The sequence below is a fragment of the Synechococcus sp. PROS-U-1 genome, from assembly GCF_014279755.1.
GTDB lineage: Bacteria > Cyanobacteriota > Cyanobacteriia > PCC-6307 > Cyanobiaceae > Parasynechococcus.
The window spans coordinates 1,523,983-1,544,674 of record NZ_CP047951.1 but is presented as its reverse complement, the minus strand read 5'-3'; the positions used below and the strand labels follow the sequence as shown (position 1 = coordinate 1,544,674).

The following is a 20,692-nucleotide window of genomic DNA, read 5'->3' as shown; positions in this document are numbered from 1 at the left end:
ACGTGGTCAGGCCCATGGCCGAGGTGATAATGCTTTGGAGATGGAAATGTTTCGATCGTCTATCTTCTTGTCGACATCACGATCCACGTGACTCAGCAGCACCCTGATTGCCTCTGGTCAGTTCGCATGCGTTGGGCATCCCCAGCTTGAGGGACTAACGGCTTTCTCTGGTGTTGGGTTGAAACAGCTCAAGCCTGCATCTGATCAATTTGCCATTGCCGCATGGCGAAGCGTGCCCGGTCGGCGTCGGTGAAGCGATCCAGGCAATGCACACATTGCACCCCTTTGATGTAATTCGGCAGTGCGCGTTGTTCGGCTGAAACCGGTAGGCCGCAGGCATGGCAGAGGCTGTATTCACCGGGTTCAAGCCGGTGGTTCAGGGCTACCCGCTGATCGAAGACAAAGCACTCCCCCTGCCAGCGGCTCTCGGCTTCCGGCACTTGCTCCAGGTATTTGAGGATGCCGCCGCGCAGGTGGTGCACCTCCCCGAAGCCCTGTTGCTGCAAGTAGCTGCTGGCCTTTTCGCAGCGGATGCCTCCGGTGCAGAACATGGCGATGCGCTTGTTGCCGTTGTCCTCCATCAGCGGCCTCAGTGTTGTCTCCGCCCATTGCGGGAAATCGCGAAAGCTTTCGGTGCCGGGGTCGATGGCGCCGTCGAAGGAGCCGATGGCTGTTTCGTAGCTGTTGCGGGTGTCGATCACCAGCGTGTTGGGATCATCCACCAGCGCGTTCCAGTCGCCCGGCTCTACATAGGTGCCGACGCTGGCGTGGGGGTCCACGCTGGTCACGCCGATGGTCACGATCTCCTTTTTGCGCCGGGCCTTGAAGCGGCGGAACACCGGCTTGTCGGCCCAGCTGCGTTTCACTTCGAGACGCGCGTAGTGGTCGTCGCCGAGATCTAGAGACGCGCGCAAGTGGTCCAGCACGGCATTCACGCCGGGTTCTGGTCCGCTGATCGTGCCGTTCACCCCTTCCAGGGCCACCAGCACCGAGCCGAGCACATCACCTTCGCGAGCCAGGCTTGGCAAGCTGGTCAGCAACGTCTCGCGACGCTCGTCATCCAGGGCAGTGAAGGCATAGAACGCTGCCACCAGGAGTCGGCTGTCGTTCGCCAGCACGGGCTCTTGGCAGCTCGGGTCCACGATGCACCAGGTTCAACACCCCTCCAGCCTGCATCAAGACGGCGAGGGTCTGGTCTCTTCAGGCTTTCCTGCTGATGATGCGCACCGAGGCAGGCCGCAGTGGACAGGCCAGGGCATGGAAAGGCTTGTGCTCTCCATCAAAGATGAGGCTTCCCATGGGTTGAGCGTTTGAGCTGTCGATCTTCATGGCTGAGCCTCTGACCACCACGGTGTAGCTCAACGGGGATGCCAACCACAATGAGTCTTTCTTGCAGTGTTTTGCTCCGGCTTGGTAGCAAGTGGCTCACCCAGGTGACTGAACCAGCACGATCCTTTGGCCTGAACAGTGCTGTTGGTCGGAGACGGTTCGTGATTGCACTCCTGGCTTTGGTGACGGTGTATTTGGTTTTGACGCTGGCTCGTCAGGTTCGGTCGTAGTGACTTCTGCCGATTTCACGGGGACGGTGCTTTTCGATACGTCCGGTTGCGTCTCATCAATGCCATCACGGAAGGGTGCTCCGCTTCCGTCCATGGCCCTCGCCTTGATCGCCGTTGTTTTCACAGCAACTGCCATCGGAACTGTGTTTCACGACAAGTACTGATTGGCTGCCGCGATGGAACTTGTTTTTGTAGCGCTGATCATCACGGCAACCGTGATCAAGGAACTGTCGTCCAGATCAAGCGCGCATGGCTTGGTTAAGGGGAAGCACCGTTAGCCAACCCCGCATTTGGGTCGAGCAGAACAGCCGATCACCATTCAATAGCGGCGATGGTGGTGACGCTGTTGGTCGTCTTTCACGGCCTCAAGAATGACCGAAAGAACAAAGAGGCCAAACAGTGTTGGAAGGATGATGGGATCAACCATGGCTCCTCGATGAAGGGCTGCCTTTGGTCTAGCCCTGCACCGGCCCAGTCCGTGTGCCAGTCAAGGGATCGTTACATGGGTCGCTGCTGGTCGGAATTCAGTGCAGGACGACCTTGAGCGCAATAAGGGAGACCGTGATTCATCCCCCATTCGGTGGAGACAAGCGGGCTCAACAATCACTCAGTTGAGGGAGGTGGTTGAACTTCTATGCCTTTAGAACACTTCTAGACGAGATCAAGCCATTCATGGTTGTTGTGCTAGCAGCAATGCTAATTGGCATCTATGCCAATGCAATCCGGATCATTCATACAGACGACGCATGAACTTTCATCCTTCACTGCAACATAAGAATCAATTGGTTGATCTCTGGGAGAAGTCTTGGGGATCGATGCAAAACCATGTCACCGCTCCCCAGGAGATTCATCGCAAGGTGCTTCGCATGGTGTCACCGCTAACGGAGCAGGACGCCAAGTTGATGCTTCGCCAGATGGGGCAACGCTGCTGACGAGAAGCTCTCGCTCGACATCGGCGTGGTGGCTTATTTCATCGGGATCATGTTGGGAAGACCTTCGGCGCTCGCGAAGGTGACCATCGCTTCTGCTGGTTCAGGCCCCCTGTTGGTGACGTAATGCGGTTCATCGGGATGGCCCTCGAGAAAGCCATCACCGGGGCGGATCACGCTCACAACCTCGATGCCGTCCACCAGGCGCACATTGGTCATCGCGCCCTTCGTCACCACAACAACCACCGGCGACGGATGGGTGTGGAGTGGAATGACTGCTCCCACCGGCAGCCTTACCCGGTAGACCCGCATCTCCGGTGTTCCCTGCGGATAGGCCACAACCCGTTCACCCGGCGTTCGACTCGCCTTGAACAACTCCTGAAGCTCAGGCTGAGGTGCAGCGAGCACACTGCCGGCCAGGAGCAAAATGCCGGCGACGGCCATGCCAGAACATTTGCTGTGCATTGCTCTAGAGCGATGAGATTGTTCTACTCCATTGTTGTTTGGCGGCTGTCGTGTCTGCGTCTTTTTTTGTTTGATGGTGCTGAAGGTTAAGTACCTATGGTCAATAATCAGGCATCCGTCCTACAGATTTCTCATCTTCAAGAGAGGTGAGCATGCGAGGTTTTCTTCTTTGGTTTGGTGATGCATTTGCCCATGCCATGGGCGCTCTGGGATGGGAGGACAAGAAAACGGTTCCTCCCCCAATAGGCATGCAGCCATACACGGGTTTTCATGATAAGCGAGGTCATGGTTATTGAGTTGTGACGTTGGTCCAGCAGTGTCTGCAAATTCTTCATTGATTTTGGTCAAGCCAATCGGGTCGTCTCATGCTTGTGAGTCGACCTTTTTGATGTCTTGATTCGGGTTAAGTACCTATTGTTTTTGTGGCCGAGAGGAGTAGACCGAAATCAGCAGCAAGGAAGGTGATGATCACAATCTGTTCAGGTTTTTTTGATACCTGCATCCCTCTTGGCTTCACCGATCAACGGCAGCCCAAGCAGGCTCCCGAAAATCGACAAGTCAGCAAGTCCCAGCATGATCTGTATTGGGAAGAGCGTTGCGGTGTATCACCAACTGCTCCAGGATGCAAAATTTATGATGCCTGAATAACGCACCTGTAGACCATTCCATGGCCTTGTTGGAAGCCTTCTCCCGGAAGTTTGATCTCGACAACGTCATGCCATCGCTGAGGCTCTCCAGCCGGAAGGATGGCCCATGCGATCGGGCAGCGAGTCATCCACAGCGGTATCGAGAGTTTGCTTTGGTGACGAACATCTTCTGCCGTTGAATCTCACGACCACGCAGATCCGAAGGATGCTTTCTGGCTGTCAGGGAGAACAACTTGCGGGAGCAGCTGCTTCCTCCTGCCAGTTGGCGGTGACCCCCGCATCGACGAGCAGCTGGCGGTCGGCTTCCACATCCGGGTTGCCGGTGGTGAGCAACACATCGCCGTAGAAAATGGAATCGGCTCCCGCTTGAAGGCAAAGAATCTGGGCCTCGCGGCTCATCGATTCACGCCCGGCGCTCAACCGCACCCGGGCGTGGGGCATCAGGATTCTCGCGGTCGCCACCATCCGCACCAGCTCCAAGGGTTCAAAGGGGGCTTGCTCCTCCAGAGGCGTGCCCTCGACAGCCACCAGCCCATTCACCGGCACGCTTTCAGGATGGGGGTTCATGCTGGCCAGCACCTGCAGCATCGAGGCTCGGTCCCGCAGGGTTTCACCCATGCCGATGATGCCGCCGCAGCAAAGGGTGACACCCGCATTGCGCACACGCTCCAGCGTTTCAAGCCGTTCCTGATATGTGCGTGTGGAGATGATCCGGTCGTAGTGCTCGGGGCTGGTGTCGAGGTTGTGGTTGTAGGCCGTGAGCCCGGCCTCGGCCAACCGTCCGGCCTGTTGATCGGTGAGCATCCCTGCGGTCACACAGGCCTCCATGCCCATGCCGCGCACTCCCCGCACCATCTCAAGCATCGCTTCGAAGGGTGCACCGTCGCGGATTTCGCGCCAGGCCCAGCCCATGCAGAAGCGATCGGCACCGGCCTCCTTGGCGGCTCGAGCGCGCTGCAGCACCGGTTCCACCTGCATCTGGGCCTCAAAGGCCGACACATCACTGCTGTTGTGGATCGACTGGGAGCAGTAGGCACAGTCCTCCTCGCAACCCCCTGTTTTCACACTCAGCAGCGAGGCCAGCTGCACCCGATAGCCAGGGTTGGCTTCCCGATGAACGGTTTGTGCCTGCCAAAGCAGCTCCATCAAGGGCAGTTCCAGCAGGGTCTGGATCTCCTCGGTGGTCCAGTCGTGGCGGATGCTGAGCGTCATGGGCGGATTGGATCGAGGCCGCCGAAGCGGCGGTTGCGGCGTTGGAAATCAAGAAGGGCCTCTTTCAAGGCGGCGGCATCGAAGTCGGGCCAGAGCACATCGGTGACGTGGATTTCGGCGTAGGCCAGCTGCCAGAGCAGAAAATTGCTGATGCGGTATTCACCGCTGGTGCGGATCAATAGATCGGGATCCTGCTCGCCCGCGGTAAACAATTCAGCGGCGATGCTGTTCTCGTCGATGCTGTCGGCATCCAGCTCTCCGGTTGCAGCGCGTCGGGCCAGGCGCTGAGCGGCCTGCACCAGTTCCCTGCGCCCTCCGTAGTTGGTGCAAACGTTGAAATGAATGCCTTTGTTGGCCGCTGTACGCGCCGTGGCGTCATGGATCAGCTGTTGCAGTTTCTGAGGCAGGGCCTCGAGATCTCCGAGAAAGCGAATCCTCACCTGTTCGGCTTCCAGGGCCTTGAGTTCAGCCTGCAACACCCGTTCGAACAGGGTCATCAGGAAATTCACCTCCTCCCCCGGGCGTGACCAGTTCTCCGTGGAGAAGGCATAGGCCGTTAAGGCCTGGATGCCCCAGTCACTGCAGTGCCGCAGGGTGGATTTCAGCGCCTCGACACCGGCACGGTGCCCCATCATTCGTGGTAGCCCGCGCGATTTCGCCCAGCGACCGTTGCCATCCATGATCAAGGCCACGTGCTGCGGGAGCCGGCCTGGGTCGAGGTCCGCAGGGAGAAGCGAACGAGCGGCCGTGTCAGTGCTGGTGGCCGGAGGGCGGCTCAAGACAGCGATTCGGACGGAGAGCTTCCCACCGTACGTCGTGCCGGAGGCATCGATTCGGCGTTGCTGAACAGCTCCTGCAGAAGTTCCTGGAGGCGAGAGCTGGTGATCGGCCGTTCCAGCTTGCCTTGGTTGGCCAGAGACAGTGTTCCTGTCTCTTCGGACACCACGATGCAGATGCAGCGATCAAAGCGTTCGGTAATGCCAAGGGCCGCCAGATGGCGTGTGCCGAAACGACTCACGCTGTGCCTTGACAGCGGAAGAATCACGCCTGCCGATTCAATCCGATTGCCCCGCACCAGCACGGCACCATCGTGGAGCGGGGTGTCGGCGGCAAACAGATTCAGCATCAGCTCGCGGCTCAGCACGGCTCCGATGGCAACGCCAGGATTGAGAAAATCTTCGGGCCTGAGGTCGCTTCCCAGATCAACAACGATCAAGGCACCCCGTCGCAGCTGAGACAGCCGACCCGCGGCATCGGTGATCTGGCTCACGGTGCCGGCTGAAGCGCGGAACTCTTTTTGGGGATTTCCCAGCAACACGGCCAGACGTCCGGTTCCCAGCAGCTCCATCAAGCGACGCAGCTCCCCCTGCCAAAGAATCGCCAGTGACAGCGAACAGGCCATCACGAGCGCGTCCACCAGTTTTGTGGTGAGGGGCAGGTTGGCGAAGCGCTGGACAAACCAGGCCATGGCCACGAGAAACAGCCAACCTCGGAGCAACCAAAGGGTGCGCTGTTCGTTGACGCGGGAGAACAGAAGAAAGCCGATGGAAGAGGCGAAAAGAACGTCGAGCACCAGGCGCGGATCCACCACCGCCAACACGTTCACTCCGCCCTTCTCATCACTGACCTCAACGTAACGCGTTGAATCGTTCTGGCAAAACGTCGTAGCGCAGCAGGTCATCCGGCTGCTCCCGCTTCTGAACCAGCTCCGCCGAGCCATCGTGCACCAGAACGGCGGCGGGCCTCGGGATCCGGTTGTAGTTCGAACTCATCGAGGCGTTGTAGGCACCGGTCGCAAACACAGCCACGATGTCGCCGCTCTTGGTGCTGGGCAGGGGAAGGTCCTTCAGCAGCACATCGCCTGATTCGCAGTGCTTGCCTACCAGATTCACGCTTTCGTCGGCCTGGGCCAGGGGCCTGTCGGCCAGGCAACAGGTGTAAAGCGATTGGTAGGTGATCGGCCGGGGGTTGTCACTCATTCCGCCGTCGATGGCCACGTAGGTCCGCACGTTGGGGATTGTTTTGCGGGCCCCCACCGTGTAAAGGGTGACACCGGCTGTCGCTACTAGAGAACGGCCCGGTTCGCACATCAACCGCGGCAGCGCGAGCCCACGCTCCTTGCATGCTGCTGTGACGGCTTCGGCTACCACCTGAACCCACTGCTCAATGCTCGGGGGGTCATCAGATTCCACATAGCGGATCCCCAGTCCGCCCCCCACGTTGAGGTCGTCCACGGGATGGCCCAGGTCGCGGGCCAGCTTCAGTTTGTCAGCCATCACCGCGGCCAGATCCCGGTGGGGCTCGAGTTCAAAAATCTGGGATCCGATGTGGGCGTGCAGGCCGGTGAGTTGCGCCCAGGGTTGTCCCACAAGGCTGTGCAGCACCGGTTCCACCTGGTCGGGATCGAAGCCGAACTTGCTGTCCAGGTGACCCGTGCGGATGTATTCGTGCGTATGGCACTCGATGCCTGGGGTAAAGCGCAGCATCAGCCGAGCTGGTTCGGCTCCGGCGGGCACCAGTTCGGCCAGGCGATCCAGATCGTGTTGGTTGTCCACAACGATCGTCACCTTGTTGGCGTAGGCGAGCAGCAGCTCGTCGTCGGCTTTGTTGTTGCCGTGCAGCACCATCCGCTCTCCAGGCATCCCCCCGCGCAGCGCCGTCAGCAGTTCACCGGCGGAAACGGCATCCAGACCCATGCCCTCGGAGGCCGCAAGGTTGCTCATCACCAGGGAGCTGTTGGCTTTGGAGGCGTAGATCGGAAGGGCTGGGCCTGCGTAGTGCTTGGCCAGGGCTTGGCGGTAGGCCCGGCAGGTGGTGCGAACGGTCGCCTCATCCAACACATACAAAGGTGTGCCGTAGCGCTCAGCTAAGTCGCTGAGCTGGCAGCCTCCAATCACCAGGCGATCCGTGGAATCGAGTTCGGTGGTGATCGGGGTCAGATTGCGATTGGGGCTCTCCGCATCCCGGTTCGCCTCGAAGGGCCGTTGACTGGTGATGGTTTGGGTCACGGAGTGGCGGCGTCGAAGGGCAATCTAGGAATCGACCCTGCGCTGGGTGGATCAACCCCGCAGATCCTGCGTCTTGACCCCTCATGGCAGCAAGCCTGTCTTGCTCTGGATCAGCGCGCTCTCAATGGGTTGTGGACTGCTGAGCAATGGCGGCGAGAGCTGGACGACCCCAGGCGCCTTTGCATCGGTCTTGTTGTGTCCGAAGCACTGCTGGGGCTGGCCTGTGGCTGGCTGGTGGCTGATGAACTCCACATCACAGCAGTGGCTGTGGATCCGGCAGGGCGCCGCCACGGCCATGGAGGTTCGCTTTTGCGAGCACTGTTGCAACGGGCACGACAGGCCGGTGCCGAGCACGCAACCCTCGAAGTTGCCAGCGACAATGTCGCCGCTCTGGCGCTCTACGCCAGAAACGGTTTCCGTACCGCAGGCACCCGTTTCGGGTACTACTCCGATGGTCGTGATGCCCTCATTCAGTGGTGTCGCATCCAGTTACCGCCGCCGCCAACGTCGGTGGATCGTTGATGTTCGGTTTCCCGTCCCTGGGAGACAAAAAATGCTGTGAATCTTGTGGGATTCATTGTTATTTTTAGTGCGCTTCAGGCCAGTCTCAGACTGGAAAGTGACCGTACAAACCGAACACTCGCGGCGATCCCACAACCCTGATAGCTTAGTGACATCACTGCATTGGCCCAGCGATGTTCGAACGTTTCACCGAGAAGGCCATCAAAGTGATCATGCTGGCCCAGGAAGAGGCTCGCAGGCTTGGCCACAACTTTGTTGGAACCGAACAGATTCTCCTCGGCCTAATTGGCGAAGGTACAGGTGTTGCCGCCAAAGTCCTTAAGTCCATGGGGGTCAACCTCAAGGATGCCCGAGTGGAGGTTGAAAAGATCATCGGGCGTGGGTCGGGCTTTGTTGCCGTTGAAATTCCTTTCACACCACGTGCCAAGCGTGTTCTTGAGCTTTCCCTGGAGGAGGCCCGCCAACTCGGTCACAACTACATCGGAACAGAGCATCTGCTGCTCGGCCTGATTCGGGAAGGCGAAGGTGTAGCTGCTCGAGTGCTTGAGAACCTTGGTGTTGACCTGGCCAAGGTGCGCACCCAGGTCATCCGCATGTTGGGTGAAACCGCCGAAGTGTCCGCCGGTGGCGGTGGCGGCGGCGGAAAGGGATCCACCAAAACTCCCACCCTGGATGAGTTCGGCAACAACCTCACCCAGCTCGCCACGGAAGCGAAACTCGACCCCGTTGTGGGTCGTCACAACGAAATCGATCGCGTCATCCAAATTCTCGGTCGCCGAACCAAGAACAATCCTGTTCTGATCGGTGAGCCCGGCGTTGGAAAGACCGCTATCGCTGAGGGCCTTGCCCAGCGCATCCAGCAGGGCGACATCCCCGACATTCTTGAAGACAAGCGCGTTCTGACCCTCGACATTGGTCTGCTTGTTGCAGGCACCAAATACCGGGGTGAGTTCGAGGAACGCCTCAAGAAAATCATGGAGGAGATCAAGTCGGCCGGGAACGTGATCCTGGTGATCGACGAGGTTCACACCCTGATCGGTGCAGGTGCCGCCGAGGGTGCCATTGATGCAGCGAACATTCTCAAGCCGGCCCTAGCCCGGGGTGAGCTCCAATGCATCGGCGCCACCACCCTTGATGAGTACCGCAAGCACATCGAACGGGATGCTGCGCTGGAACGGCGTTTCCAGCCCGTCAATGTCGGTGAGCCGTCCATCGACGACACCATCGAGATCCTGCGCGGTCTTCGCGAGCGTTACGAGCAGCATCACCGCCTCAAGATCACAGACGAAGCACTTGTGGCGGCGGCAACCCTTGGTGATCGCTACATCTCGGATCGCTTCCTGCCTGATAAGGCCATCGACTTGATCGATGAAGCAGGTTCCCGGGTGCGCCTGCTGAATTCGAAGTTGCCTCCCGCCGCGAAAGAGGTCGACAAGGAGCTCCGTTCTGTTCAGAAAGAAAAGGAGGACGCCGTTCGCGATCAGGATTTCACCAAGGCTGGTGAGCTGCGTGAGAAGGAAGTGGAGCTGCGCGAGCAGATCCGTTCCCTGCTCCAGGCCAATAAAGACGAGGTCAAGCCCAATGCCACCCCTGAATCCGGTGAAGCCGTTGCGTCTGAAGCCGTTGCCTCAGACAGCTCTCCGATGGTGAATGAGGAGGACATCGCCCAGATCGTTGCCTCATGGACTGGTGTTCCGGTTCAGAAGCTCACCGAAAGCGAGTCGGTCAAGCTGCTCAACATGGAGGAGACCCTCCATCAGCGTCTGATTGGTCAGGACGAGGCGGTGAAGGCCGTGTCCAAGGCCATCCGCCGGGCCCGTGTTGGGTTGAAGAACCCCAACCGGCCGATCGCCAGCTTCATTTTCTCCGGACCCACCGGTGTCGGTAAAACCGAGCTCACCAAAGCTCTGGCTACCTATTTCTTCGGCAGTGAAGAGGCCATGATCCGCCTCGACATGTCGGAGTTCATGGAGCGCCACACGGTCAGCAAGCTGATTGGCTCGCCTCCGGGTTACGTGGGCTTCAACGAAGGCGGGCAGCTCACCGAGGCCGTGCGTCGTCGCCCCTACACCGTTGTGCTCTTCGATGAAATCGAAAAAGCGCACCCTGATGTGTTCAACCTCCTGCTGCAACTCCTGGAAGATGGTCGCCTGACCGATTCCAAGGGCCGCACGGTCGACTTCAAGAACACCCTGATCATCATGACGTCGAACATTGGTTCGAAGGTGATCGAGAAGGGAGGCGGTGGCCTCGGCTTTGAGTTCTCCGGGGAAAGCGCTGAAGAATCTCAGTACACCCGGATTCGTTCCTTGGTGAACGAGGAGCTCAAGCAGTACTTCCGTCCTGAATTCCTTAACCGTCTCGACGAGATCATTGTCTTCCGTCAGCTCAACCGCGAGGAGGTCAAGGAAATCGCCGAGATCATGCTCAAAGAAGTCTTTGGTCGCATGGGCGAAAAGGGCATCACCCTCACCGTGTCCGATGCCTTCAAGGAACGCCTTGTGGAGGAGGGATACAACCCCGCCTATGGCGCACGTCCTCTGCGTCGTGCCGTCATGCGTCTTCTCGAAGATTCCCTCGCTGAAGAGGTGCTGTCGGGACGGATCAAGGACGGCGATCATGCCGAGGTTGATGTCGACGAGAACAAGAAGGTTGTGGTTCGCCACAAAGGTCAGGTGAATGCGGAACCGCAACTGGCAGGTGCAAGCCTCTGATGGTTCGATCCATCTCGTCCCACGCCATCGCCCCCGCCAACGTGTTGCGGGGGGATGGAGCTTGGGATGAGGCCTTGCCTCAGATCGCATCCCTCTGTACCCGTCCCCTGGTGCTCGGCCGCAGTGTTTCCACTGAGGCCCACCGTCAGCGTCTTGTCACTGATCTGAAATCCCACGGGCTCAGTCCCCTGCAGGATCAGCTTCATTTCGATTGCTGTGAGCAGGATCTCCAACGTCTGGCGTCGGGATTAGGAGGCTGTGATGCCGTCCTGGCGGCTGGAGGTGGCAAGGTTCTCGATGCCGGCAAGCTCCTCGCCCATCGTCTTGAGCTGCCATGCATCACCGTTCCCCTGAGTGCCTCCACCTGTGCTGGATGGACAGCTCTGGCCAACGTTTACTCATCGAAGGGTGCATTCGAGAGGGATGTGGCCCTGGGTCGATGCCCTGACCTTCTTGTCTTTGATCACGGCTTAGTGCGCCAGGCCCCTCCTCGCACCCTCGCCAGCGGTGTTGCTGATGCCTTGGCCAAGTGGTACGAAGCTTCTGTGAGCAGCGGCGACAGCACCGATGGACTGGTGCAGCAGGCCGTGCAGATGGCCCGGGTGCTTCGGGATCAGCTGTTGATCGACAGCCCCAAGGCGCTGGAGGATGCAGGGAGTGCCGCCTGGGTGCGCACCGCAGAAGCCTGTGCTCTCACCGCCGGGGTGATGGGCGGGCTTGGGGGTGCCCGTTGCCGCACCGTCGCAGCCCATGCCGTCCACAACGGACTCACCCAATTGGAGGCATGCCACCCAATTCTCCATGGGGAGAAAGTGGGCTTTGGCATCCTGGTGCAGCTTCGCTTGGAAGAACGCCTTGGTGGAAATCGCCTTGCAGCACAGGCGCACCGTCAGCTTTTGCCGCTGCTTCAACAGCTTCGCCTGCCGGTGTGTCTAGATGATTTGGGCCTGGCGGAAGCCAGCCTCAGTCAGTTGCAGGAGGTGTGTCGCTTTGCCTGCCGCGAAGGCTCTGATTTGCATCACCTGCCCTTCTCTGTCACGCCTGGTGCTTTGCTGGAAGCCCTTGTCGGTGCAGCTGAGCTCAGCCCCATCAGCCTTTGAAGACGCTCCTGGATCAACTGCGCCCGGCTCTGCTTGACCCGCAGGCCCAATCTCTGGCCGCCCAAGTCCAATGGTGGGATTTGCCCAGCCTGGGCCTTGATGATCCGTTCCCAGTGGCGGTACTTGGTCAGGGAACCCCGTTGCTGCTGCTGCATGGTTTCGACAGCAGTTTTCTTGAATACCGACGCTTGGCTCCGCTTCTGGCGGATCGTTTTCAACTGTTCATCCCCGACCTGTTCGGATTCGGATTCTCCCCGCGTCCCTTGGGGATGGAGTACGGACCGGAACCGGTCCTACGTCATCTCGATGCAGTGCTGGAGAGGCTCCCGTCTGAGGCTCCGCTGGGGTTGATTGGTGCATCGATGGGCGGCTCCGTCGCGGTGGAACTCGCCCGGCGCCACCCTCAGCGGGTGGGTTCTCTTGTGCTGCTGGCACCAGCGGGCCTGACGGGGCGTCCGATGCCTGTGCCTCCCCTTTTGGATCGTTTCGGTGCCTGGTTCCTGGCTCGTCCTGGGGTGCGACGGGGTTTGTGTCGCCAGGCCTTCGCGGATCCCGATGCCGATGTGGGAGCGCCAGAAGAGCAGATCGCTTCGTTGCATCTGCAATGCCCGGGCTGGTCTGAAGCGTTGGCGGCCTTTGCCCGTAGCGGTGGTTTCGCCGGATGTGGAGACCCCCTGCCAACCCAGTCACTGCATGTGATCTGGGGAGCGAACGACCGTATTTTGCGCACTCCGCAGAAACAGGCGCTGCAGGCGCTGCTGGATCAGCCGGTGGAAACCTTCCCCGCCTGCGGTCACCTCCCCCACATCGATCAGCCCCACGTGGTGGCTGAGCGCTGTCATTCGCTTTTGGCCTGTGGCTGACCCTCTTCTCAATGTCTTGGCCGGGGCTCTTCGGCTCTGGATTCGCAGCCGCTGCGACAGCCTCGGCAGTCTCGAACTCAAGCTGATCGGATCCAGCTGGTCCCTATTGCGGGGACGTCTGGACGGCGTGTCCCTGAATGCCCGGGACGTTTGTTTTCAGGGGCTGCCTCTGCAGAGCGTTTACTTGTGTAGCGGTCCGATTGCGGTGGACATGAAGCTGCTGAGTCCGGGCCAGATGTTGGCGTTGCAGCAGCCCTTTCAGGTGGAGGGAGAGGTCAGCTTCAACGGCCGTCAGCTGAATAAGGCTTTGCTTGCCGAGCCCTGGCGTTGGCTCGGTGACTGGATGGCCGAGCAGTTGATGGGTCTCAGCCCGTTAGGGGCCCTGAGCATCGACACGGATCTGATCGAGTTGCAGGTGGCCGTCGCTGCCCATCAAGATCCCGCCCGGCGTCGGTTCCGCCTCAATGCCGAGCAGGGCACCTTGTGTTTCAGGCCCGAGACGGCAGATCAACCCCGCACCCTGCTGCCGATGGACCCTGCTATTCGGATCGAGCATGCCCAGCTCACTGGTGGCCAGCTGGCCCTCAAAGGGCATGCCAGCGTCACGCCCTAAGCGGTGATCTGTTGTTGAGACCTTGCTATTGCGCCAGTAGAGGCTGGCAGAGGGCGATGGCGTAATAAACCACCGCGGGGGTGAACAGATAGCTGTCGATGCGGTCCAGGATCCCGCCATGGCCGGGCAGAACGTCACCGGAATCCTTCACGCCAGCATCGCGTTTCATCATTGATTCCGTCAGGTCTCCCACCAACGCGAACAGTGCGATCAATGCGCCCAGCAGCAGGCCCGGCAGGCCATGCAAGGGCCAGCCCATCAGTTGGCCGCAGATCAGGCCCACCAACATCGCTGAGAGGAAGCCGCCAATGGCGCCTTCGATGGTTTTCCTGGGGGAGATTGGAGAAAGTGGCCGCTGGCCGTAACGCCGTCCGACGGCCCAGGAGCCGATGTCGGTGGCCACGATCATCAGGCAGGCCGACAGGGTGATGGCCAGACCGTCCTCAAGACCACGCAGACTCAACCAGTGACTGGGCAGAAACCCCAGGTAAAACAAACCGAAAATTGATGCTGCGATGTCAGCGATGGAGCCCGTGACCGGTTGCAGCAGTAGCCAGCCGCAGATGGCTGCTCCTGACAAAGGCAGAACGGCGGAGGCTACGGCTTCTGGTAGCCCCCCCTGCATCGTCCATTGGGTGGTGAACAGCAGCAGTTGACAGGCCACCAAGGTTGTTTTGGTGGCGGGGCGGATCCCCTTGAACTGGGCCATCCGGAAGAACTCCAGGAGGCCGAGGTGCACCATCCCCCCCAGCGCAGCGGTAAACCACCATCCCCCCAAACTCACCACCAGCAGGCCAAAACCGCCGACACCCAAGCCACTGATCAGCCGCTTGCGCAGCACTGCACGGGCCGCTGGCGCTTGGCTCTGATCAAAGACAACCTCACGGATCACGCTGATTGGAGGCTTCATCAATTGAGGCTATCAATTGCCCATGGCTGGGATCGTCTGGCGTGCTTTGCGCTGCTTCAGGGCGATGACTTGAGAATCTCGAGCTTGACCGGCACTTCCCCCGCTTGCATCATCTTGAGCTGTGATGCGGCGCCATGGGCGAGATCGATCACCCGGTGGTACTTGAACGGTCCACGGTCATTGATCCGCACCACAACGCTGCGGCCATTGCTCAGATTGGTGACGCGCACTCGGGTTCCGAACGGGAGTGTCCGATGGGCAGCCGTCAACGTGCCCTTTCGGAAGCGCTCACCGTTCGCTGTTGTTCGGCCGTAGAACCCCGGCCCATACCAGCTCGCGGCTCCCTGAACCACTTGGATCAGCTTGCTCTGTTTGGCGGTTTTGGTCGCCACAGGGCTGGGAGGAGGCAGTGGCAACGGCCTGACCGGTTTGACTTTCTTGATCTTGATGATGTTGGTGGTCGGCTCGACCACCTTGATCTCGGTGATCTGATCGATGTCCTCGATCATGAATTCCTCACCATTGGGGCTGGCCCCAACGGAGGGGCCGATCAGCAACATCAGCACCAGCCAGGTCAGAGGTTTCATCCACCACAGCCGAATGCATGGATTGAAGCGGCTGTGGGGCTGGATTTCACCCCCCACTAACCACACAAAGACTGTCGGGGATCTGGTCACCCCAGAACAGCCGCTGGCGTTCGAGCCAGGCTTGCCTGTTGCGATCCAGTCGCTCACCGGGGACGAGCAGTGGGATGCCCGGGGGGTAAGGACACAGCAATTCCGCCGCTACGCAGCCGCCCGCTTTGTTCAATGCCACGCGCTGATGCTCTGCATGCCAAGCCTTGGCAGGTGAGTGCTCCGTGGTGGTGACCAGCGGAAGCGGCGGTGCCTCAAACGGTGGCAGTGGATCGCGGTCGGGGTATGCACGCAGGAGCTCCTTCCAGTGCTGCTTCATCTGGCGCCCCAGCCCTCGGTGCCGGGCCAGCCCCAGGCAGAAGGTCAGGGTTGCTGGTTCTGGCAGTTCGCCCACGAGTCCTCTGGGCATGAACCAGGTGTCGGCATCCAGGCCGGTGATGCCCGCCTGCCCCGTGTGCAGGATTAGGCGCAGCGGGTCCTGGTTGTGCAGCAGGGGCACTCCGTACTTGTGCAAGACGCCGGCGAGCTCTTCTGCGTCTTCAAGACGCTGCAGCAGTTCTTGGCGCCCCTTGCGCCGCTGCCAGTGTTGAAGGGCTTCTTCACAGGAGGCCAGCAGCAGCGCACTGGGGCTTGTTGTTTGCAGCAGGCCCAGGCTGCGTTCCACACGCGCGGGATCCAGACGCTCCCCCTGCAGCCAGAGCACCGCCGTTTGCGCCAGGGCTGCGGCTGATTTCTGCAGCGAATGCACCACGAGGTCAGCGCCGCAGCGCAAAGCGCTGGGGGGCAAGGGATGGTTCACCCCTGCGGCGAAATGACAGCCGTGGGCTTCATCCACCAGCACGCAACAGCCCCGCTGCTGCAGATGCTGGATCACCTCTGTGGGGTCGTTGGCATAACCCTGATACGTGGGATGCACCAGAACCGCAGCGCGGATGGGTGCTCCATCGGACGGCAGTGCCTCCAGCACCCGTTCAATCCAGACGGAATCCACCGGCGCAGGCTGCCCCCGGTCACTCTGAAACGGAAGATCGAACAGCACCGGCTGCAGATCCCCAAGAACGCAAGCCTGAATCAGGCTGCGATGGACGTTGCGAGGAAGCAGCACCCGCTCCCCTGGCCTGACCATCGCCAGAAGAGCGGCCTGAAGCAATCCCGTGGCCCCGTTCACCCCGTACCAGCAGCGCGCCACACCCATCTGAGCCGCGGCGCAGCGTTGGCTTTCGGCGATGGCACCATCTGGTTCCAGCGGACCGCCGAGGCCGGGTAGTTCCGGTAGGTCCCAGATGCCAGCGCGGCGTCGCAGCAACTGACGCAGCCCTTCAGGAAGCGCGGCCCCCCGGCCATGGGCCGGCAGAAAGAGAGGCTCACCGAGCCGACGGGTGAGCTGGGGCAGAAGCGCCATCGAATCCGCCTGATCTCCTTAAAGTCTCTCTCTGTATTCAGCTCCATGCGATGCGTTACGACCCCGGGCGGGATCTGGGCTGGTTGCTACTGCGTCCCTGGGTCGCCATCCCGCGTCTGGTGCAGGTGCTCTGGTCCCTTGCGGGCCTGGTTTTGGTGTTGCTGCTGCGCGGAGGCAGCAGCGACCCCGCCGTCCAGCAGGGTCTGGCACGACGCATTCTCAACACCCTCACTGGGCTGGGGCCTTGTTTCATCAAACTGGGGCAGGCTCTCTCCACCCGACCAGACCTGGTGCGTCGGGATTGGCTGGAGGAATTGACGCGTCTGCAGGACGACCTGCCGGCCTTTCCCCATGCCACTGCCCTGGAATGCATTCGTGAGGAGCTCGGTGCTCCCGCCGATGAGTTGTTTGCGGAGTTTCCCGACAAGCCGATCGCAGCCGCCAGCCTCGGGCAGGTCTACAAAGCCCGCTTGCAGGGCCAGCACTGGGTTGCGGTCAAGGTGCAGCGACCCAACCTCACCTTCATCCTGCGGCGGGATCTGGTGCTGATCCGCGCGCTCGGTGTCATGACGGCTCCACTCCTGCCGCTCAATCTCGGCTTCGGCCTCGGCGGAATCATCGATGAGTTTGGCCGCAGCTTGTTTGAGGAGATCGATTACGGCCTGGAAGCGGCCAACGCCGAGAGGTTTTCTGGCCTTTTCGCTGAGAACGATGCCGTTTATGTCCCGAAGGTGGAGCGGATGCTCAGCTCCACCAGGGTCTTGACCACCACCTGGATCGATGGCGCCAAAATGCGCGACAGCGACGAGCTGCGTTCACAGCAACTTGATCCAACAGCGTTGATCCGCACGGGTGTGATCTGCGGCCTTCAGCAATTGCTGGAGTTTGGCTACTTCCACGCTGACCCCCACCCCGGCAATCTTTTCGCAATGCCTGGTCGTACTGGGGATCTCGGCCATGTGGGCTATGTCGACTTCGGCATGATGGACTCCATCAGCGACAGCGACCGTCTCACCTTGACGGGTGCAGTGGTGCATCTGATCAACCGTGATTTCTGCGGTTTGGCTCAGGATTTCCAATCCCTTGGTTTTCTCAGCCCCACCGCTGATCTCACCCCGATCATTCCTGCGCTGGAGGAAGTGCTCGGAGGCAGCCTTGGCGATTCGGTTGGTTCGTTCAACTTCAAGGCGATCACCGATCGATTCTCAGAGTTGATGTTCGATTACCCCTTCCGGGTGCCGGCCCGCTTCGCGTTGATCATCCGTGCGGTCGTCAGCCAGGAAGGACTGGCTTTGCGGCTCGATCCCGACTTCAAGATCATTGCCATCGCCTATCCCTATGTGGCCCGTCGACTGCTCGCGGGAGACACCAGCGAGATGCGCGAGAAGCTGCTTGAGGTGATTTTTGATGAGTCAGGTCGCTTGCGCTTGGATCGGCTGGAAAGCCTTCTAGCGGTGGTCGGCCAGGACGCACCCGCCCCTGGCAAGGAGCTGATTCCTGTCGCCGGTGCCGGCTTACGGCTGCTGTTCAGCCGCGATGGTGCCGACCTGCGCCGGCGTCTGCTGATGACGTTGATCCGTGACGACCGACTGCACACCGACGACGTTCGTGCCCTGGTTGGTCTGCTTGGGCGAACCTTCGGCCCCGGGCGGTTGGCCGGTGGTCTGCTTCAACGCCTCAACCCCCTGGCGGCAGCGTGATCCAGCAGCCGAAGATGCTGATGGAGCTGAAGATCACAACGGTGAGTGGCCAGATCTCGTCCAATTGCTCCAGGCGTCGCTGTTTGCGGTTCTTGGCGTCGCCTTCGGGCATCTCGTCCAACTCCCCGTAACGCCGTCCGATGAAGATCACCAGGATGAAGGCCAGCAGGGTGACCACATAGGCGATGACGTACACCTGATCCAGAAAGGTGAGGAATGGCAAGTCGGGGAGTTCTTCCCGATAGGTCTGCTGGAGGAACACCAGGGTCAACAGCACGGTGACTGGAATTCCTGCGCGGGCGTCCTGTTCATCCGCACGGACTTTGAACACCAGCAAAACCATGGCCATCACCACCAGCAGGGGGAGCATCAACCGCCAGAACGCTGACCAGGATGAGGTGCCAAAAGAGATGTCGAAGATCACTAGGCTGTAGTCATCCGCGCTGCCTCCCAATCCGAAATTGGTGGCGTAGTTGTGCCTGTATTCGGCAATGGACCAGCCCCGGTTCAACCAGCCGATGATTTCCGCGAACAGTCCCATTCCACTGTTCTGGATGTCGGGTTCGAAGCGGAAATGGGGATAGTCGAGGGCACCATTCACATCCTCCATTTCCAGAACAAGGGGCAGACTCACGGTCACAAAGGGAAAGTGCCTGAAGCTGGCCTTGTCGATGTAAAAGCGGCCGATGTAGCTGAACAGTTGGTAATAGGTTCCGTCGTCGTTGTGCACAGGGGCCGATGACATTGGCGTCAGCACTGGATCGGCGTCGGAGAGCAATCCGTTCACCAAGGTGATTCCCTGTTCAATCGTTTGATCCCGCTCGCTCAGGTAGCTCTGCAGCTCTTCTCCCCAGCGCATCCAGACGTAACCGTTGGAGGAGTAACTGGGGATGCTCAGGTCCAGGTCGTAGGTGCTGGTGGCGTAAATCCCCACCTGCACGTGATAGTCCGCCTCCTCCAGACCCTGTTGATCCAGGACCATCTCCTGGTCCGAAAGCTTTTCTCCCCGCAGGGAGGTCCAGCCGTCTCCGCGCATCCGGCGACTGTCTGTCGTCAGGGCCCGCGATGCCGATGACAACCGCAACGCATCACGGCTGGGGACACGACCCACATCAAGCCTGTTGATGCCGGAGAACGCCAGAAGACCGGCAAGCAGAATTGAAACAACGGCAAGAATGTTCCAGTGCTTCTGTTTCTTGGAGGCCATCTGCGGCGCAGTTCTGGCATCACTCTGACGTGCTGGGTGTTGTTGAGCAGTGGACTGCTGACGCTGCTTCAACCTCGCCCAGTCGCCGCCCAGTCCTCCGGAGGCGGGACAGATCCCAACGCTCTGGTGCTTGGCCAGTCATTGCCACTCTCAGGCCCTTCGGCGCAACTCGGTTTGGACTATCGACGCGGGGCGTTGGCCTGGTTTGAGGCTGTGAACCGTGAGGGAGGGATTCACGGTCGCAAAATTCAGTTGATCAGTCTTGATGACAAATACGAGCCGCCTCAGACGCTGATCAACACGCGTCAATTGTTGAATCGCAATGATCTGCTGGCGTTGTTCGGTTACGTGGGCACGCCCACGACCAAGGTCGCGCTTCCTTTGATTGAGGAGGCTTCGGTGCCATTGGTGGCTCCCATGACCGGGGCCAGTTTGTTCCGACAGCCTGACCTACGCATGGTGTTCAACATGCGCACCAGTTATCGACGTGAGATCGCGGCGATGGTCGATGAGCTGGTGCGCGATGCGCACCATCGCATTGCGATTGTTTATCAGGACGATGCCTTTGGTCAGGATGGTCTCGACGGTGCCCTGGCCGCCCTCAGCCGCCACGGGTTGAAACCCGTTGTTGTCACCACTGTGCAGCGCAATTCAGCCCAGGTGGGAGAAGCACTGGACGATCTGATAGCGACCAATCCCAACGGAATCGTGCTCGTTTCTGCGTATGTGAGTTCTGCTGCCCTGTCCAGTGCACTGCGGAATCGGGGCAGCCGCGCTCAGATCATGAATGTGTCGTTTGTGGGCACCCAGGCTCTGCAGAAGGCGATGCCGGTCGGCGAAGCCAATGGCATCGGTGTGGCCCAGGTGGTTCCGTTCCCCTGGAATCGCTGGATTCCTGTTGTGGCTGACTATCAACGCTGTTTGCGGTTGAGTGATAAATCATCGGGTTTTGGCTTCACCAGTTTTGAGGGCTATCTCGCGGCGCGGATGATCACTGAAGCGCTTGAGCGAGCCGGCAAGAATCCGTCCCGTCAAGCCCTCGTCCAAGCCCTGGAGTCCATCCGTGATCTCGATCTGGGAGGCTTTCGCCTTCAGATGGGTCGGGATGATCATGACGCCAGTGACTTTGTCGAACTCACCTTTCTTGGCTCACAAAGCTGGGAACCTTGAGCTGAGATCGCTAAGGTCGCTGTTCTTTGTGATCGG

17 protein-coding genes are annotated in these 20,692 nt (G+C 60.0%); 7 read left to right on the top strand and 10 right to left on the bottom strand.

Annotated features, from left to right (window positions below; genetic code table 11):
• Nucleotides 1-188: 188 nt before the first annotated feature.
• The 6 genes from SynPROSU1_RS08510 to lysA all read right to left on the bottom strand — a co-directional run bounded on the left by SynPROSU1_RS08510 (nucleotide 189) and on the right by lysA (nucleotide 7,820).
• The gene (locus tag SynPROSU1_RS08510; RefSeq protein WP_186570142.1) at nucleotides 189-1,142 is read right to left on the bottom strand and encodes a rhodanese-related sulfurtransferase; all 954 of its coding nucleotides are present in this window, start codon (nucleotides 1,140-1,142) and stop codon (nucleotides 189-191) included.
• A gap of 1,382 nt (nucleotides 1,143-2,524) precedes the next feature.
• A complete protein-coding gene (locus SynPROSU1_RS08505; protein ID WP_255444579.1) occupies nucleotides 2,525-2,932 on the bottom strand; it encodes a cupin domain-containing protein in 408 nt (135 codons plus the stop codon).
• A gap of 887 nt (nucleotides 2,933-3,819) precedes the next feature.
• Nucleotides 3,820-4,812 carry a biotin synthase BioB gene (bioB, locus tag SynPROSU1_RS08500; protein WP_186570140.1) on the bottom strand — a complete coding sequence of 331 codons (993 nt, stop codon included), beginning with the start codon at nucleotides 4,810-4,812 and terminating at the stop codon, nucleotides 3,820-3,822.
• A complete protein-coding gene (locus SynPROSU1_RS08495) occupies nucleotides 4,809-5,591 on the bottom strand; it encodes an isoprenyl transferase (RefSeq protein WP_186570139.1) in 783 nt (260 codons plus the stop codon). Before SynPROSU1_RS08495 ends, bioB begins: the two co-directional genes overlap by 4 nt.
• Nucleotides 5,588-6,418 (bottom strand): diadenylate cyclase CdaA, encoded by an 831-nt coding sequence (gene cdaA / locus SynPROSU1_RS08490; RefSeq protein WP_186570138.1) that lies wholly within the window; start codon nucleotides 6,416-6,418, stop codon nucleotides 5,588-5,590. The genes SynPROSU1_RS08495 and cdaA overlap by 4 nt, the downstream gene beginning before the upstream one ends.
• 22 nt (nucleotides 6,419-6,440) lie before the next feature.
• Nucleotides 6,441-7,820 (bottom strand): diaminopimelate decarboxylase, encoded by a 1,380-nt coding sequence (lysA, locus tag SynPROSU1_RS08485; RefSeq protein ID WP_186570137.1) that lies wholly within the window; start codon nucleotides 7,818-7,820, stop codon nucleotides 6,441-6,443.
• 3 nt (nucleotides 7,821-7,823) lie between these two features.
• On the opposite strand from lysA, the gene SynPROSU1_RS08480 reads away from it, so the two are divergent.
• From SynPROSU1_RS08480 to SynPROSU1_RS08460, 5 genes are all read left to right on the top strand, one after another.
• A complete protein-coding gene (locus SynPROSU1_RS08480) occupies nucleotides 7,824-8,342 on the top strand; it encodes a GNAT family N-acetyltransferase (protein ID WP_186570136.1) in 519 nt (172 codons plus the stop codon).
• Nucleotides 8,343-8,515: 173 nt separating this feature from the next.
• On the top strand, nucleotides 8,516-11,056 hold the full coding sequence (locus SynPROSU1_RS08475) for an ATP-dependent Clp protease ATP-binding subunit (RefSeq protein ID WP_186570135.1): 2,541 nt from the start codon (nucleotides 8,516-8,518) through the stop codon (nucleotides 11,054-11,056).
• Complete coding sequence (locus SynPROSU1_RS08470; protein ID WP_186570134.1) at nucleotides 11,056-12,156, top strand: iron-containing alcohol dehydrogenase family protein; 1,101 nt, start codon at nucleotides 11,056-11,058, stop codon at nucleotides 12,154-12,156. Before SynPROSU1_RS08475 ends, SynPROSU1_RS08470 begins: the two co-directional genes overlap by 1 nt.
• A complete protein-coding gene (locus tag SynPROSU1_RS08465) occupies nucleotides 12,153-13,019 on the top strand; it encodes an alpha/beta fold hydrolase (RefSeq protein WP_186570133.1) in 867 nt (288 codons plus the stop codon). Before SynPROSU1_RS08470 ends, SynPROSU1_RS08465 begins: the two co-directional genes overlap by 4 nt.
• Entirely contained in the window at nucleotides 13,012-13,632 is a 621-nt protein-coding gene (locus SynPROSU1_RS08460) for an LmeA family phospholipid-binding protein (protein ID WP_186570132.1), read from the top strand. The genes SynPROSU1_RS08465 and SynPROSU1_RS08460 overlap by 8 nt, the downstream gene beginning before the upstream one ends.
• Before the next feature lie 25 nt (nucleotides 13,633-13,657).
• On the opposite strand, the gene SynPROSU1_RS08455 is transcribed toward SynPROSU1_RS08460, so the two are convergent.
• Genes SynPROSU1_RS08455 through SynPROSU1_RS08445 form a run of 3 tightly spaced genes read right to left on the bottom strand, consistent with a single transcriptional unit; the run spans nucleotide 13,658 to nucleotide 16,579 of the window.
• Nucleotides 13,658-14,542, bottom strand: coding sequence for a phosphatidate cytidylyltransferase (locus SynPROSU1_RS08455; RefSeq protein ID WP_255444578.1), 885 nt, complete (start codon nucleotides 14,540-14,542; stop codon nucleotides 13,658-13,660).
• A gap of 56 nt (nucleotides 14,543-14,598) precedes the next feature.
• Nucleotides 14,599-15,129, bottom strand: coding sequence for a septal ring lytic transglycosylase RlpA family protein (locus SynPROSU1_RS08450; protein ID WP_186570131.1), 531 nt, complete (start codon nucleotides 15,127-15,129; stop codon nucleotides 14,599-14,601).
• A gap of 46 nt (nucleotides 15,130-15,175) precedes the next feature.
• Nucleotides 15,176-16,579, bottom strand: a complete 1,404-nt coding sequence (locus SynPROSU1_RS08445) for an aminotransferase class I/II-fold pyridoxal phosphate-dependent enzyme (RefSeq protein ID WP_186570130.1) — start codon at nucleotides 16,577-16,579, stop codon at nucleotides 15,176-15,178.
• A gap of 50 nt (nucleotides 16,580-16,629) precedes the next feature.
• Between SynPROSU1_RS08445 and SynPROSU1_RS08440 the strand changes: the two genes are divergently transcribed.
• Nucleotides 16,630-18,279 (top strand): AarF/ABC1/UbiB kinase family protein, encoded by a 1,650-nt coding sequence (locus SynPROSU1_RS08440; protein WP_186570129.1) that lies wholly within the window; start codon nucleotides 16,630-16,632, stop codon nucleotides 18,277-18,279.
• Here SynPROSU1_RS08440 and SynPROSU1_RS08435 read toward each other — a convergent pair.
• Complete coding sequence (locus SynPROSU1_RS08435; protein WP_186570128.1) at nucleotides 18,257-19,486, bottom strand: hypothetical protein; 1,230 nt, start codon at nucleotides 19,484-19,486, stop codon at nucleotides 18,257-18,259. The two genes, SynPROSU1_RS08440 and SynPROSU1_RS08435, sit on opposite strands and share 23 nt — an antisense overlap.
• Between SynPROSU1_RS08435 and SynPROSU1_RS08430 the strand changes: the two genes are divergently transcribed.
• On the top strand, nucleotides 19,463-20,656 hold the full coding sequence (locus tag SynPROSU1_RS08430; protein WP_186570127.1) for an ABC transporter substrate-binding protein: 1,194 nt from the start codon (nucleotides 19,463-19,465) through the stop codon (nucleotides 20,654-20,656). The two genes, SynPROSU1_RS08435 and SynPROSU1_RS08430, sit on opposite strands and share 24 nt — an antisense overlap.
• Nucleotides 20,657-20,692 lie beyond the last annotated feature (36 nt).